Source organism: Capillimicrobium parvum, assembly GCF_021172045.1.
GTDB classification, from domain to species: domain Bacteria; phylum Actinomycetota; class Thermoleophilia; order Solirubrobacterales; family Solirubrobacteraceae; genus Capillimicrobium; species Capillimicrobium parvum.
The window spans coordinates 3,766,994-3,781,754 of sequence record NZ_CP087164.1 but is presented as its reverse complement, the minus strand read 5'-3'; the positions used below and the strand labels follow the sequence as shown (position 1 = coordinate 3,781,754).

The 14,761-nt window shown below is 73.9% G+C and carries 13 protein-coding genes; 2 read left to right on the top strand and 11 right to left on the bottom strand.

The annotated features are described in order from the left end of the window. Positions 1 to 82: 82 nt before the first annotated feature. Genes DSM104329_RS18435 through DSM104329_RS18415 form a run of 5 tightly spaced genes read right to left on the bottom strand, consistent with a single transcriptional unit; the run spans position 83 to position 4,827 of the window. Positions 83 to 1,180: a branched-chain amino acid ABC transporter permease gene (locus tag DSM104329_RS18435; RefSeq protein WP_259311312.1), complete on the bottom strand. Its 1,098-nt coding sequence runs from the start codon at positions 1,178 to 1,180 to the stop codon at positions 83 to 85. Then, positions 1,177 to 2,064, bottom strand: a complete 888-nt coding sequence (locus tag DSM104329_RS18430) for a branched-chain amino acid ABC transporter permease (RefSeq protein ID WP_259311311.1) — start codon at positions 2,062 to 2,064, stop codon at positions 1,177 to 1,179. The genes DSM104329_RS18435 and DSM104329_RS18430 overlap by 4 nt, the downstream gene beginning before the upstream one ends. Then, positions 2,061 to 2,777 (bottom strand): ABC transporter ATP-binding protein, encoded by a 717-nt coding sequence (locus tag DSM104329_RS18425; RefSeq protein WP_259311310.1) that lies wholly within the window; start codon positions 2,775 to 2,777, stop codon positions 2,061 to 2,063. The genes DSM104329_RS18430 and DSM104329_RS18425 overlap by 4 nt, the downstream gene beginning before the upstream one ends. Further along, the gene (locus DSM104329_RS18420; protein WP_259311309.1) at positions 2,770 to 3,537 is read right to left on the bottom strand and encodes an ABC transporter ATP-binding protein; all 768 of its coding nucleotides are present in this window, start codon (positions 3,535 to 3,537) and stop codon (positions 2,770 to 2,772) included. Before DSM104329_RS18420 ends, DSM104329_RS18425 begins: the two co-directional genes overlap by 8 nt. Before the next feature lie 27 nt (positions 3,538 to 3,564). Further along, positions 3,565 to 4,827 carry an ABC transporter substrate-binding protein gene (locus DSM104329_RS18415; protein WP_259311308.1) on the bottom strand — a complete coding sequence of 421 codons (1,263 nt, stop codon included), beginning with the start codon at positions 4,825 to 4,827 and terminating at the stop codon, positions 3,565 to 3,567. A gap of 122 nt (positions 4,828 to 4,949) precedes the next feature. Between DSM104329_RS18415 and DSM104329_RS18410 the strand changes: the two genes are divergently transcribed. Both DSM104329_RS18410 and DSM104329_RS18405 read left to right on the top strand, forming a co-directional pair. Continuing rightward, positions 4,950 to 6,413: a phospholipase C gene (locus DSM104329_RS18410; protein WP_259311307.1), complete on the top strand. Its 1,464-nt coding sequence runs from the start codon at positions 4,950 to 4,952 to the stop codon at positions 6,411 to 6,413. 50 nt (positions 6,414 to 6,463) lie between these two features. Continuing rightward, positions 6,464 to 7,120 carry a DedA family protein gene (locus DSM104329_RS18405; protein WP_259311306.1) on the top strand — a complete coding sequence of 219 codons (657 nt, stop codon included), beginning with the start codon at positions 6,464 to 6,466 and terminating at the stop codon, positions 7,118 to 7,120. Positions 7,121 to 7,169: 49 nt separating this feature from the next. Here DSM104329_RS18405 and DSM104329_RS18400 read toward each other — a convergent pair whose 3' ends face one another. From DSM104329_RS18400 to DSM104329_RS18375, 6 genes are read right to left on the bottom strand one after another with little or no spacing between them, the layout of a single operon-like run. Further along, positions 7,170 to 7,979 carry a COG4705 family protein gene (locus DSM104329_RS18400; RefSeq protein WP_259311305.1) on the bottom strand — a complete coding sequence of 270 codons (810 nt, stop codon included), beginning with the start codon at positions 7,977 to 7,979 and terminating at the stop codon, positions 7,170 to 7,172. Between the two features lie 54 nt (positions 7,980 to 8,033). Next, positions 8,034 to 9,350, bottom strand: a complete 1,317-nt coding sequence (locus DSM104329_RS18395; protein ID WP_259311304.1) for a HAMP domain-containing sensor histidine kinase — start codon at positions 9,348 to 9,350, stop codon at positions 8,034 to 8,036. Then, the gene (locus DSM104329_RS18390; protein WP_259311303.1) at positions 9,347 to 10,027 is read right to left on the bottom strand and encodes a response regulator transcription factor; all 681 of its coding nucleotides are present in this window, start codon (positions 10,025 to 10,027) and stop codon (positions 9,347 to 9,349) included. Before DSM104329_RS18390 ends, DSM104329_RS18395 begins: the two co-directional genes overlap by 4 nt. Positions 10,028 to 10,063: 36 nt before the next feature. Beyond that, positions 10,064 to 12,109: a glycosyltransferase family 2 protein gene (locus tag DSM104329_RS18385; RefSeq protein WP_259311302.1), complete on the bottom strand. Its 2,046-nt coding sequence runs from the start codon at positions 12,107 to 12,109 to the stop codon at positions 10,064 to 10,066. Positions 12,110 to 12,151: 42 nt separating this feature from the next. Continuing rightward, positions 12,152 to 14,203, bottom strand: coding sequence for a YncE family protein (locus DSM104329_RS18380; protein ID WP_259311301.1), 2,052 nt, complete (start codon positions 14,201 to 14,203; stop codon positions 12,152 to 12,154). After that, the gene (locus DSM104329_RS18375; RefSeq protein ID WP_259311300.1) at positions 14,200 to 14,721 is read right to left on the bottom strand and encodes a GtrA family protein; all 522 of its coding nucleotides are present in this window, start codon (positions 14,719 to 14,721) and stop codon (positions 14,200 to 14,202) included. The genes DSM104329_RS18380 and DSM104329_RS18375 overlap by 4 nt, the downstream gene beginning before the upstream one ends. Positions 14,722 to 14,761 lie beyond the last annotated feature (40 nt).

The window sequence follows — 14,761 nt, the reverse complement described above, 5'->3', positions numbered from 1 at the left end:
TCAGCCGCGGCTGGTCCAGACCACATGGCGGCGGTGGCGTTCGGCAGTCTCCCAGACGGCGCAAGTGCGGCGGGGCCGGCGCCTACGAGGCGAGCGTTGCGCCCGGCCGGGGCGGGCGGGGCGAGTCGCCCGCCTCGGCCGCCGGCGGGGGTGACGACCCGCCGCGGCCGCGGCCCAGGCCCGGGAGCCGGAACTCCCGCCCGCCGGTCAGGCCGCTGGGCCGCAGCACGAGGATGACGACCATGAGCACGCCGAGCACGACGAAGCTCGAGCCGTCGGGCAGCGTCACATGGCCGACGCCGACGTTGAGACCGTCCTCGGCGCGCCCGAGGTAGGTGTCCAGGAACGAGATCAGCAGCGCGCCGACCGTCGCGCCCCAGAGGCTGTTCATGCCGCCGACGACGAGCATCGCCAGCGTGATGAACGTCAGCTCTAGGTAGACCTGCTCCGTCGTGATCGAGCCGAGCTGGTGCACGAGCAGGGCGCCGGCGAGCCCGGCGAGGCCGCCGCTGATCGCGAACGCCAGCAGCCGCTGGCGATGGATGCGGATGCCGCTGGCCAGCGCGGCCGCCGGGTCCTCGCGCGACGCGCGCAGCTGCCGGGCCGCCCGCGTGCGCCCGTAGCCCCACGCGACGAGCGCCGCGACGATCGCGCCGATCGTCGCCTGCGTCATGTCGGTGGTGGTCGGCACGAGCGAGAGCGTCTTGGCGCCGGGGCCGATCTTCTCCCAGAAGCGCAGGACGTTGTGGGTGATCTCGAGGACGGCGAACGTCGCGATCCCGGCGGCCAGCCCGGCGAGACGCATCAGCGGGGCGCCCACGAGCAGGGCGAAGGCCGCCCCCAGCCCCACCGCCAGCAGCAGCGACGCCACGTTGGAGATCGTGTGGTCGGCGATGAACGGCCACAGGTCGGGCAGCAGCGTCGGCTTGACCAGGGACGGGATGGTCATGATCCCCGCCGCGAAGGCGCCGACCGCGACGAACGAGATGTGCCCGAACGAGAGCACGCCCGAGTTGCCGACGAAGACGTAGATCGCGATGACGATCGTCGCCTGCACCAGCGCGGTGATGAAGTCCTGCTGACGCGCCTCGCTGACCGTGCTGCCGACGAGGCCGACGATCAGCAGCAGGACCACGGGCCCGGCGAGCTGCATCGCGGCGATGCCGTTGCGGTTGCTCACACGCGCTCCACGCCGGCCGCCGAGCGCGAGCGGAACAGGCCCGCCGGCCGCAGCACGAGGACGATGATGACGAGCAGGAAGGTGAACGACGGCAGGAACACCCGCTCGTCGGCGGGCAGGATGTCGCCGAGCAGGGAGTTCGCCAGGCCGAGCGCGAACCCGCCGAGCGTCGCCGACACGAGGTTGTCCATGCCGCCCACGACGACGCCGACGAGCGCGAAGATCGTGATCTGCAGCCCGAACGTCGGCTCCACGAGCGGCGCGGCTGCGGTCAGCAGCATCGCGACCACGCCGGCGAGCAGGCCGGCGAGGACGAACGCGAACGTGATGACCCGGTCGGCGCGGACGCCGAGGGCGCGCGCGGTGCGGATGTCGGCCGCCGCCGCGCGCATCTGCAGGCCGATGTTCGTGCGGTTGAGCAGCAGCCCCAGCGCGGCGAGCAGCGCGACGCCGAGCACGAGCTCGACGATCGTGATCCAGCGCACGTCGAGCGCCCCGCTGATCGCCGTCCGGTTCAGGCCGCCGAGCACGTCGGCGCTGCGGCCGTCGACGCCGAACGCGATGCGCCACACCGCCTCCAGCGAGAACGCGACCGCGAACGTCGCGACCAGCGTGGTCGCCGGCGCCGCGTTGCGCAGCGGGCGGAAGGCGACGCGCTCGGTCAGCACCGCGAGCGCGACCGATGCGGCCAGGCAGGCCAGCAGCGACAGCGGGATCGGCCAGTCGCTCGTGAGCGCCAGCGTGTAGCCGCCGATCGTGATCAGCTCGCCGTAGGCGAAGTTCACGAGCCGCAGGACACCGAACACGAGCGCGATCCCGACGGCGACGAGCGCGAAGACCGCGCCCTGCGCGATCCCGTCGATGAGCGACTGCAGGACGCTCATGCGCCGAAGTACGCGGCGATGATCCGCGTCGTGTCGTTGGCGTCGGCGGGCGTGAGCGTGATCCGGCACTCGCCCGCGACCATGACGTAGGTGCGGTCGCAGAAGGCGACGGCGAGCTGTGCGCGCTGCTCGACGAGCAGGACCGTGACGCCGTGCTCGCGGACCTTGCGCAGCGCGGCGAACACGGCCTCGACCGTGGTCGGCGCCAGCCCGAGCGACGGTTCGTCGAGCAGCAGCACCTCGGGCCTGGCCAGCAGCGCCCGCGCGATCGCGACCTGCTGCTGCTGGCCGCCCGACAGCTCGCCCGCGCGGCGGTCGGCGAACTCGCGCACAACCGGGAAGAGCCCGTCGACCCACGCCCGGTCGTCGTCGAGGCCCTCGAGCGAGCGCCGCCCGCTGAGTCCGAGGCGCAGGTTCTCCTCGACGGTCATCATGGGGAAGAGGTGGCGGCCCTCCGGGACCAGCGCCACGCCGGTGCGCGCGATGTCCTCGGGCCGGCGGCCGACCAGGGAGCGGTCCCCGAGGCGCACGGTGCCCCGCCTGACCGCGACGAGGCCCATGATCGCGGACAGCGTGGTCGTCTTCCCGGCGCCGTTGGGCCCGATCAACCCGACGACCTCGCCGGCCCTGACGTTCAGGCTGAGGCCGCGCACGACGGCGACCGGCCCGTAGCGCACCTCGAGGCCGTCGACGGCGAGCGTCGCGTCAGACATGCGCCTCCTGTCCGGCGATGCCCGTCCCGCCCAGGTAGGCGCTGGCCACGTCGACGTTGGCGCGGATCTCGGCGGCGGAGCCCTCGGCGAGCGTGCGTCCCTGGTCGAGGACCTGGATGCGGTCGGAGACCGCCATGACCAGCGCCATGTTGTGGTCGACGAGCAGGACGCCCGCGCCGTGCGCCTCGGCAACGGAGCGCACGAGGTCGATCAGGCTCGGCACCTCCGTCTCGACCAGGCCCGCGGCGGGCTCGTCCATCAGCACGTAGCGCGGCTCGGCGGCCACCGCCCGCGCCACGCCCAGCTTGCGCTGCTCACCGTGCGGGAGCAGGCGGGCGTCGCGGTCGGCCTGGCCCGCGAGGCCGAGCGCGCCGAGCAGCTCCTCGGCGCGCCGGCGGGCCGCCCGGGGGCCCGCGCCCGCGCCGAGCGCCGCCACCTCGACGTTCTCGCGCACGCTGAGCCCGCCGAACAGGTGGCCGTGCTGGAAGGTGCGGGCCAGCCCCGCCCGCGCCCGCCGCGCCGGCGACCAGCCGCTGACGTCCTCGCCGTCGAGCAGGATCGCGCCGCCCGTCGGCCGGTCGAAGCCGGTCATCAGGTTGATCAGCGTGGTCTTGCCCGCGCCGTTGGGGCCGATCAGCCCGACGACCTCACGGCGCCCCACGCGGAGGCTGACGTCCTGGACGGCCTGCACGCCGGCGAACGCGCGCGAGACACCACGTGCCTCGAGCGCGTCCGCCGGATTGGCGGTGCCCTCGCTCACCCGCCCACGTCGTCCGGCCGCGGCGGGCTACTGGGACAGGTCTGCCGGAGCATCGGGCTTGACGGACTCCTCGTAGGCGCGCGTGCCCTTGTTCGTGGTGATGACCCGGTAGTCGCGCCCGAAGACCGAGTGGAACTGGTCGGAGAACGAGATCTTGCCGGACACCGTGGGCAGGTCCTTGAACGCCTCGAACTTCGCCGCGAGCTGCGCGCCGTCGGTGTCGCCGCCGTTGTCCTTGACCGCCGCGGCGATGGCGTCGACGGCCGCCGCCCCGGTGACGAAGCCGCCGGTGACCGGCGCCTCGCCCTGGGCCTTCATGGCGTCGATGAGCTGCTGCACCGCGGGGTCGGGGTCGTCGCCGAACACCGACGCGTAGGTCACGGTGTAGATGTTGTCCGAGGCGGAGGTGCTCTTGGGCAGCCAGAAGTTGCCGTCGAGCGACCACGGGGTGACGATCGGCGTGGTGTTGCCGAGCCCGCGCAGGCCGGACACGAAGGCGGCGACGTCCTTGCCCGGCACGGTGCACAGCGCGATCGCGTCGGCCTTGGCGCCGTTGGTCTTCGACACGACGCGGTTGATCGTGTTGTCGCCCTGCGTGAACGTCTCGCGGTGGGTGACCTTGCCGCCGAGCTGCTCGAACTTGTTGGCGAACGCGTCACACACGTTCTGCGTGTAGACGAGCTGCTTGTCGGAGACGACGTCGGCCGTCTTCCAGCCCTTGTCGGACGCCAGCTGGGCCATCGCGGCGCCCTCGTCCTGGGCGAGGTTGCCGAGCGAGAACGCCAGCTTGCCCGCGTCGCCGAAGCGCTTGGGACCCATCTGATCCGTGCCGATGCAGGGGGCGACGGTCAGCAGCTTCTTCTCGAGGCCGACCTGGATGGCGGGCGTCGCGAGGTCCACGTCGCAGGTCACCCAGAGCACGGAGGCGCCCTGGTCGGCGAGGTCGAGCGCGGCCGAGCGCGTCTTGTCGGGCTTGAGCTGCGTGTTGATCGTCTTGAACTCGATCATCCGCCCGTCGACGCCGCCGGCGTCGTTGATCTTCTTGGCCTCGATCTGCGCCGCCGCGAGCGCGGGGCCGTCGAAGGACTTCATGAAGTCGGTCTGGTCGATCGCGGCGCCGATGACGATCGGCTCCTTCGACGCCCTCGCCGTCGTCCCCGCCGCCTGCGTCGAGGCGGACGCCTGCGTGTCCGCGGTCGTCGAGCCCCCGTCGTCACCCGACCCGCATGCGGCCACGGTGATCGCCAGCGCCGACAGGCTCGCCAATGCCAGAACCCGGAATCGCAACATGACCCGACCCTCCTTGCGGTGTACGCATCCCCCGAGGGGCCACTAAACAGAACAGCGTGCTGCGGTGTCAACTGTCACCCGGCGCTCATGTACCGGTCAGGCACGGCCGACAGCATGGCCTCATGGCGGACGGCCTGACGCGCAGGGCGGTGTTGCGCCTCGGCGCGGGCGCCGTGTGCGCCGCCGTCGCCGGCGGGCTCGCGTTCGAGCCCTGGGAGGAGGCGCAGGGCCGGCGGCGCCCGCCCGGTCCCAGCCGGCGCAGCGGTCGCATCGCCGACATCGACCGCGTGGTCGTCGTCATGCAGGAGAACCGCTCCTTCGACCACTACTTCGGCACGTTCCCGGGCGTTGTCGGGTTCCACGACGCGGCGGCCCGGAAGCTGCTCGTGCAGCGGGATGGCGCCGGGCCCGGGGTCGGCCCATGGCACATCCCGACGACCGGCCGGACCGGATGCGTGCCCGACCCGGAGCACCGCTGGAGCTCGGTGCACGCATGCTGGGACGAGGGGCGGATGGACGGCTTTGCGCGCGTGCCGGGGCACGCGGCCGTGCCGTTCGGCCCGGCGCCGGCCATGGGCTACTACCAGCGTCGCGATCTCCCCTTCTACTTCCGGCTGGCGCAGGCCTTCACGATCTGCGACCGCCACCACGCGCCGGTGCTCGGGCCCAGCCACCCGAACCAGGTCTTCGCCCTCAGCGCGTCGATCGACCCGGACGGCCGCCACGGCGGGCCGCTGATCGACGACGTCCCCCCGGGGAGCCGGCCGCACTTCGGCTGGACGACCATGCTCGAGCAGCTCGCGGCCCGCGGGGTGGAGTGGCGGATCTACAGCGGACAGGGGCGCGACGACTTCACCAACGTCCTCTTCGGGTTCTCCGCGATCCGTCGTCGCCGCCGGCTGGCGGGCGCCGCGTCGCACCGGTTCCCGCGCGACTTCTTCGCCGACGTACGCGACGGTGCGCTGCCTCCGGTCAGCTGGGTGTTCGCGCCGATGGCCTCCAGCGAGCACCCCGGCGCCTCCTCGGTGCACGCGGGCCAGGCGATGGTCGCCCAGGTCCTACAGGCGCTGACGGCGGACGAGCGGCGCTGGGCCCGCACCGCCGTGTTCGTCACCTGGGACGAGGCCGGAGGCTTCTACGACCACGTCGCCCCACCGGTGCCGGCGCCCGGAACCCGCGGCGAGTTCCTGGCGGGCGCCCGCCTGCCCGCGAGCGCCCAGGGGGTGCGCGGACCCGTCGGGCTCGGCCTGCGCGTCGGGCTGCTCGTCGTCTCGCCGTTCTCGCGCGGCGGGTTCGTGTGCTCCGAGGTCTTCGACCACAGCTCGATCCTGCGGTTCCTCGAGGTGCGCTTCGGCGCGGAGGTCCCGCATCTGAGCCGGTGGCGCAGGGCGGCGACCGGCGACCTGACCGCCGCGTTCGACTTCGCCCATCCCGACGCCTCCGTCCCCGCGTGGCTGCGCGACGAGCGTGCCGCGCCCGCGTCCGCCGGGCCGGCGGCGTGCGCCGCGACCGCGGTCGCGGGGTCGCCGTCGCGGCTGCCGCGACAGGAGCCCGGCCGGCCGCGGCGGCCCAGCGGGCCGGTCTGAGACCATGCTCGTTCAGGCTTCGGTCAGCTTCGGCCACCCATCGTGAGGCCATGCTCGCTTCGATCACCGGACAGCTCACGGACGCCGTGAGCACCCACGGCGTGCTCGCCGTGTTCCTCCTGATGGCCGTCGACGCCATCCTTCCCGCCGGTGGCGAGCTCGTCATGCTCTACGCCGGGGTCCTGGCGGCCGGGGTGCTCGCGCATCACGCGACGGTGCTCGGGATCGACGTCCCCGACGGCGTCCCGGCATACCTGGTGGTGACGGCCGCCGGTGCTCTCGGCTACCTCGCCGGCTCGCTGGCCGGCTGGGGGATCGGCGTGGCCGGCGGGCGCCCGCTCGTCGAGCGTCATGGCCGGTGGCTGCATCTCGGTCCCGAGCGCCTGGCGCGGGCGGAGCGCTGGTTCGTCCGCTTCGGCGGGCGAGCGGTGTTCCTGGGCCGGCTGGTACCGCTCGTCCGCTCGTTCATCTCCATCCCGGCCGGCGTGTTCCGCGTTCCGGTCGGCCCGTACACCCTGCTGACGCTGGCCGGCTCGCTGATCTGGTGCGCGGTGTTCGCCGGGATCGGCTGGGCGGTCGGCACCCGCTGGGAGAGCGTGCACCACGCGCTGCGCTACGTCGACTACGCGGTCGTCGCGGCGGTGGCGGTGATCGTCGTGACGGTGGCGGTCCGCCGGCTCCGGGCGCCGGTCGGAACCGCGGACTGATCGCGACGGACGGCCGGGCGGCGCGGCCGCGCCGCGCCGCCCGGCGGCGTCATTGCGCGGCGGCCACCGCCTCGGGCGGCGTCTGATCGCGCTTGGTCACGGTCAGGTAGGCGACCAGACCGAGGATGCAGGCGAGGAAGATGTAGCTCGTCCCGGTCGTCCCGAGCCCCAGACCGCCGTACTTGTGGGTGTTCTGGGACATCTCGTCGCCGATCGAGGCGCCGAGCGGCCGCGTGAGGATGTACGCCAGCCAGAACGACAGGACGGCGTTCATCCGGAACGCGTAGTGGGCGACGACGACCGCGAGGATCAGCCCGCCGAACAGGGCGATCGACACGGCGTAGCCCACGTCGAACCGCTCGGCGACCAGGTCGCCGGCGGCGGTGCCGAGCGCGAACGTGAACAGGATCGCCAGCCAGTAGAACGCCTCGCGCCTCGTCGTGACGATCGAGTGGATCGACAACGTGCGCTCCATCGCATACCAGACGGCGAACACGGCGGCGAGGACGACGCCGAAGACGATCGTGCTCGTCGTCAGCGGCACGCCGTAGCGGTCGGTCATGTTGTCGGTGATGAGCGTGCCGAAGACGCTGATGACGACCACGACGGCCCAGTAGACGAGCGGCACGTACCGGCGCAGGGCGAACTGGACCACGAGCAGCCCCGCGAGCAGTGCCCCGGCCACGTAGGTGGTCTTCGTGAGTCCGAGGCCGAGGTTGTCGTTGAGGTAGTCGGCGGCCGTCTCACCCACCGTCGTGCACATGATCTTGATCGCCCAGAAGATCAGCGTTATCTCCGGGACCTTGTTGAGCATCCGCCGCCCCATGGACATGGCCGGCGGCTGAGCGTGTGTGGTCATGGCGGGCAGCGTGGCGCTGCCAGCCTGGCGGGCACCTGACTGGTCGGCGCGTTCTCAGCGGCGCTCGAACGACGCGACGGCGGGCAGCTCGAGGACGAAGCAGCCGCCGGGGCCGTCGCCGATCGTCACCTCGCCGCCGCACGCGCGCGCCAGCCGCCGGGCGAGCGAGAGCCCGAGCCCGGCGCCGCCGGCCGGCTCGCCGGGGCCGCGCGCGCCCGGCTCGAACGCCCGCTCGCCGAGCGCGGGATCGAGCCCGGGTCCGTCGTCGTGCACGGTCACGCGCACGCGTCCGGGCGCGGCGCCCAGCTCGAGGGTCACCCGGTCGCGTGCGTGGCGGCGGGCGTTGTCGACGAGCGGCGCGAGGGCCTGGCGGATCACTCCGTCGTCACCCGCCGCGAGCGGCAGATCCGGGGCCGCCCGCACCGTGACGCCCTCGATCTCGTGGGCCAGCGCGGCCACGTCGGTCGTCCCGAGGGCGGGGTCGAGGTCGCGGCGCGCCATCGCCAGCAGGGTGTCGATGGCCCGGTCGAGACGCGTCACCTGGTCGACGACGCTGCGCAGCGCCTCGTCGCGCTCGGCGTCGGCGCCCGGGCCCTGCGCACCCAGCGCCAGCTCGGCCCGGCCCCGCAGCCCGGCCAGGGGCGTGCGCAGCTCGTGGGCGACCTCGCTGGCGAAGTGCTGCTCGTGGCGGCGCGAGGCGGCGATGCGCGCCAGCAGGCCGTCCAGGGTCGCGGCCAGGCTCGTGAGCTCGTCGCGCGGCTCGCCGAGCTCGAAGCGGCGGTCGAGGTCGTGAGCGCCCCAGTGACGGGCGCGGTCGGTCATCTGGACGACCGGTCGCAGCGCGCCGTCGATCGCCCGACGGATCGCCAGGCCGCCGGCCAGCAGCACGAGCCCCGCGATGACGATCGATCCGATGAGCACGCCCCCCTGGAGGCGCTCGAACGGGTCCAGCGAGAGTCCGACCACGACCGCGCCCACGGGCTCGTTCGATCTGCGCGCGTGGACCGGTTCCGCATGCAGGCGGATGTCGCCCGGGCCGTCGGCCGTGGCGGTCACCCCGCGGCGGCCGAGCGCCACGGCCCGGGCGTCCAGCTCGGCGGTCGCGCCCGTGGGCCGTTCGACGACCTCGCCACCGTCCAGCACCCACGCCTCGCGGTCGAGCAGGCGGTCGTTGGCGACGTGGCGGACGTGAACGCCGGCGGCCGTGACCCGCAGGGCGGCGATCTGGGCGTCGGTACGCGCGCGCAGGAGGTCGTCGACGTCGGCGTTGACGCGTGCCGCGAGCAGCAGGTTGCCGGCGATCAGCAGTGCGCCCAGGCCCACAGCGAGCGTTGCGAGCGATACCAGCAGGAGCCGGCTGCGGAAGCTCACTGGAGGCGATAGCCCACGCCGCGCGCCGTCTCGATCGTCTGCGCGACACCGGCACGACGCAGCTTGCGCCGGATGCGCGCCACGTAGGCGTCGAGCGTGTTGGCGTGGACGATCGCGCCGTCGGGCCAGGCGGCCGCGATCAGTGCGGCACGCCGCACCACCTGGCCCGGGTGCGACGCCAGCGCGGCGAGCAGCCGGAACTCGGTCGGCGTCAGCTCGACCCGCTCGTCGCCCTGCAGGATCGCGTGCGCGGCCGGGTCCACGACGACGCCCTCCGAGGCCCCCGCGGACGTGGCCGGCGGGTGGGCGCGGGCGAGCAGCGCATGCACCCGCACGAGCAGCTCGGCGAGCGCGAACGGCTTGGTGAGGTAGTCGTCGCCGCCGGCGTGAAAGCCGCTGAGCCGGTCCGGCAGCGCGTCGCGCGCCGTGAGGAACAGCACCGGGGTGCGCACCCCGCGGGCCCGCAGGGCCTGGCAGACGTCGCGCCCGTCGGCGTCCGGCAGGCCGACGTCGAGGACGAGCACATCCGGCGGATCGTCGCCGTACGCCCGCACGGCCTCCGTCCCGGACGCGGTGGCGCGCACCGTCATCCCCTCGCGCTCGAGCGCGCTGCGCAGCACCCCGCGCAGCTCGTCGTCGTCCTCGCAGATCCCGGCGGTGATCGCGAACGACGTCATCGAGCCGCCATGGTAGGCGCGCTCCGCGGGAGAGCGCTAGGGGGCGAGGGGCATGCTGTGGTCGCGGCTTCCACGTTCGGCCGTCCTGACGTGACGACGTGGGGCCCGGGCGGCTGGCGGGGAGGTCAGCAGGGCGGCATGGCCGGTGGCGGTCTGCGCCAGCCGTGCCATGCCGCCCGAGACGGCGGGCGTTTGCGGCTCACCGGAGGTGTCATGGTCCAGTTCGAGCCGCTCGCGGCCGCCGCGCCCGCTGACCCAGAGCTCCCAGGTCGCCGGTTCGCCGCCGGGCGCGGACAACCCTCGCAAGGGCACGTCGGCGGCGAACGGCTGCGGCGATGCGCCGGAGCTCAGTCTTATGGGCACACGCAGTTCGGGGTCGGCGTCGTGGTGGGCGATCTCGAGGGTCATCTCGCCGTCGCCGGGGACGCCCAGCATGCCCTCGATGCGCAGCGTGTCGCCGGAGGTCCGGTGCGTCCGCGCCGTCGCCCACCCGCGGCACACCTCGACCCGGACGTGGCCGCTCGGCTGCCGGAGCGCCCGCGCGGTCGCCTCGCCGTCGAGCGCTCTCTGGGCCGAGTTCGCGGTGAGGCCGGGATCGGCGCCGAACTTCGAGAAGCGCCGGGTGACGCCGCCGTTGCGGACCACGACGAGCACGTCCAGCGGCCGCCGGTCCCAGCGCCGGCCGCGGCGCAGCCGGCGCAGGGGCAGCCGCGCCTGGAAGCCCGCGGACCCGGAGACGCCGTCCGTCTGGGTCGTCGCGGTCGTCAGGCGCATGGGGAGGACGTGGCGGCGCAGTCGCGCGAGCCGTCCCGGGCGCACGGCGATGAGGTGCACGCGGGGCGCACCGGGCGCGGGTGCGCCGGCCACGGTCAGCGACGCCGTCCCCTGGATGACCAAGGCGTCGTCGTCCCATCTCAGGGACTCGACCGTGGCCGACGCCCGCAGCTCGGCCCCGAGGCGGTACACATGCGCGGGAACGCCCAGGCGGCGGTCGCCCCGGAAGGGGTAGTCGCCGTCCCAGCCGCCGCGTACGGGGATCGGCGCGACGTGCGCGAGCTCCTCCTGCTGGAAGCGCAGGACCTCGAGCAGCTCGGGAAGCAGACGCCGGCGGACGAGGTGGTACTTGAGGCGGTCGATCGCCGGAAGGCCCTTCTCGACGTCGGCCGGAGCCTGGGCGAGGTAGGCGTTGACGCGGTCCAGGAACGTCTGCCGATACGCGTCGTCGGCGTCGCCGAGGACGTTGAGGTGGTAGCGCAGGTCCTCGGCGACCGCACTCTCCTGGTACCAGCGCCGGGCCTCCGCGCCGAACTCCCGGCATAGGAACTCGGTCACGTACTCGACGCCGGCGAGCCGGTCGAGCAGCATCCGCAGCTCGTTGCGCCGCTGCGTGATCGAGCGGTCGTCGCCCTCGCGCTCGCGATACAGGTAGACGTGGTCGGCGATGACGTCGACCGAGCGGGCCAGGAACTGGGCGGGCACGACGACCGGGACGTCCTCGTGCACGCGGCCTTCGGGGAACCGGAAGGCGTGTGCGTCCCAGAACGACCGGCGCCACATCTTGTTGGGGACGATCCGGTCGACGAGCAGGCCGCGGAACCGGGTGACGTGGGTGGCCAGCCGCGTCTGGCGGAACGTGCGCGCGACGAACGGCGCCTGGCGCGTGCCCTGGCTGTCGAAGCGCAGCACGTTGCCGGTGGCGAAGTCCGAGCCGGTCTGGTCGAGGGCGGTCAGCAGCAGCTCGCAGAAGTCGGGCGCCAGCTTGTCGTCGCTGTCGACGAAGCAGAGGAACTCGCCCCGGGCCTGGTCGGCTCCGGCGTTGCGCGCCCTGGCCAGCCCGCCGTGGGGCTGGGTGACGAGCCGGAACCGGCGATCGCGCCGGGCGAAGCGGCGCGCGATCGCCGCCGACGCGTCCGTCGAGCCGTCGTCGACCATGATGACCTCGAGATCGGCGAAGGACTGGTGCGCGATGGAGTCCAGGCACTCCTCGAGGTAGCGCTCGACGTCGAACACCGGGACCACCACGCTGATCCGTGGGTCCGGCCCGGCGGGGAGGCCCCTTTCGGACGGCGACATGATCTTCATGGTGCGCCTGCGAACCTGACGGCAACATGACCGCTCCCGCCTCTAGCGCAGAATACCGGTGTGGCCGATCGAGTACCGGCCGGGCTGAGGCCAGACCGCGGCGCCGTGTGGACCGGCGCCCACCGGGATGCGGCGCAGCAGCCGGCCGCTGCGCGTGGAGATCGCGTAGACCTCGGCGTTGTAGCGACCGGTGAGCCAGAGGACCCTGCCGTCGGCGGACACCCCGCCCATGTCCGGGCTTCCTCCACCGGGGAGCTGCCATTTCGCCACGGGCCGGCGGGTGGCGAACGAGATCACGCTGATCGATCCCTCCTCGCGGTTGGAGACGTACAGCCACCGGCTGTCGCGGCTCGGGTAGAGCCCGTGGGCGCCGCGGCCCGTGGGCTGCAGGCGCAGACGCCGCCAGGTGCGGGCGTCGATGAGCCAGACCCCGCCTGACGCCATGTCGGCGACGTAGAACGTCCGGCCGTCCGGGGACACCTTGACGTCCTGCGGCATCGAGCCCGGGCGCAGGAGGATCGTGCGCACGACGCGCTCGCGGCGCAGGTCGACGACGATCATCCGCGCCGCGAACTCGCACGAGACCAGCGCGTAGCGGCCGTCGGCGGTGTCGTCCATGTGGTCGACGCCACGGCACCCGGGCACCTTCAGGGCGTGACGCAGGCGCATGGTGTGCGGAGAGCGGAAGTCGAGCTCGCGCCGCGCCTCGGCCACGACGATCGCCCGGCGCCCGTCGGGCGTGAAGTAGAGGTTGTACGGGTCGGTCACCGGCACCGGACGCCCGACGTGGCCGGTGCGCGGATCGATCGGGGTCAGCGAGTTGCCCAGGTCGTTGCTGACCCAGAGCGTGCGCAGGTCCCACGACGGCGTGACGTGCTGCGGCTGGCGGCCGACCGGGATGCTCCGGATCACCCTTCCGGTGCGCTGGGAGATGACGTCGACGCGATCGGCCTCCGAGTCGGGCACGTAGACGCGCGCCGGATCCCCGCGGACGGCCGGGCTGATGTCGCGCGCGGTGGCGTGGGCGTAGACCCCCGCGGTGGGCGCCCGGGCCGGTGAGCTCCGGGTCGCCGTGCTGGACGCAGCGAGCCACCAGAGCTCGTCGAGAACGCTCCCGGTCGCGTCCCGGCCGCCGGCGACCACGATGCGGGAGCCGGCGGTCGCCGCCGCCAGGTCCGAGACGGCACGGGGTAGGCGCCCCGCGCGCCGGACCCGTCCGGTGGCCGGATCGATGGCCAGGATCGTGTCCCGCTGGGATGACGGTGCATCGCCGCGGCCGCCCAGCACGTAGACGCGGCCGCCGAGCGTCGCCGCGGCGGCGTGGGTGGTCGGGGCGGGAAGTCGCCCGATCTGCCGCACGCGACCCGAGGCCGGGTCGAAGCGCAGCACCTCGCGGCGGGCGCTCGGCCCGGACGTGCCGCCGGCGATGATCAGCGCTCCGTCGACGGCCGCCACCGCCGCATAGCGCAGAGGGCGCGGCAGCCGGCCGACCACGTGGGCGGGCCGGCCGGGGGTGAACGCCACGATGGTGCGCAGCGCTCCGGCGGGTGCGTCGCCGCCGGCGAGATAGGCCGTCCGACCGATCGTCGCGGCGGTGATGTCCGAAGCTCCGGCCGGCAGACGCCCCGCCGGCGTGGTCGCGCCGCTGCGGTCCACGCGCAGGATCGCGTCGCTCGGGCCGCCGGCCCCGCCGCCGCCGAAGACGAACGTCGCCGGACCCAGCGCGGCTGCCGCGGCGTCGTGGATCGCGTCCGGGAGGCGACCGACGAGGCGCGGCCGGGCGGGCGCCACGCGCAGGATGTCCGACGAGGACGCGTCGGCGGCATCCAGTCCACCGATGGCGAGCACGCCGGCCGGGCCCGCAGCGACGGCGGGAAGCTGGACCGGTCCGGGCAGCCGGCGGGCGCGCACCAGACGCAGGACCGGCCGCGCCACGGGCCGCGCAGGGCGCCGCGCCACGGTCGCGGCCTTCGGCCGCGGACCGCTCGTCGCGGCCTCGTGGGTGCTGGTGTGCCCGCCGCATCCGGCGAGCGCGGCGGCCGCCGCCGGCAGCACCAGCAGCGTGGCGACGGGCCCGGCTCGCCGCGTGGTCATGGTCGCTGGATCGGCTCCTGGCGCATCTCCGGACCGCGTCTCTCCCGCTCGCGGCGATCGAATCGCGCCACCGCCCGCGGCCCGGCGCCGAACGTCCACAGCCGGTTGCCCGCGAAGCTCACCGGCAGGACCGACACGGTGGCGATCGCCTGGGCGGCGAGCTTCTCGACCCCCAGCAGCCCCACCAGGACGGTCAGAAGCCCGAGACCCAGGAGCGCCGCCGTACTCGAGACCACGAGGAACCGCCACGCCTGCCGCAGCGCTCCGGGTCCGGTCGTCGCGAACGTCCAGCGGCGGTTCCAGTGGAAGTTGTTCGCGACGGCGACCAGGAACGCCAGCACGCCGGCGGCGCGGTAGTCGATGCCGGCGCCGTCGACCAGCAACGCGAAGACGGCGAGGTTGACGACGTACCCGCCGGCGCCGACCACCGCGAAGCGCACGAACTGCGAGATCGACGGGATGCGCAGCGCACCGGCCACGGATGGCGTGGGCGACCTGGGCTTTGCCGCGGCGGACACGGGCCCCATCGTCGCCGCGCGTCCTGACGCGCGCCTGAAT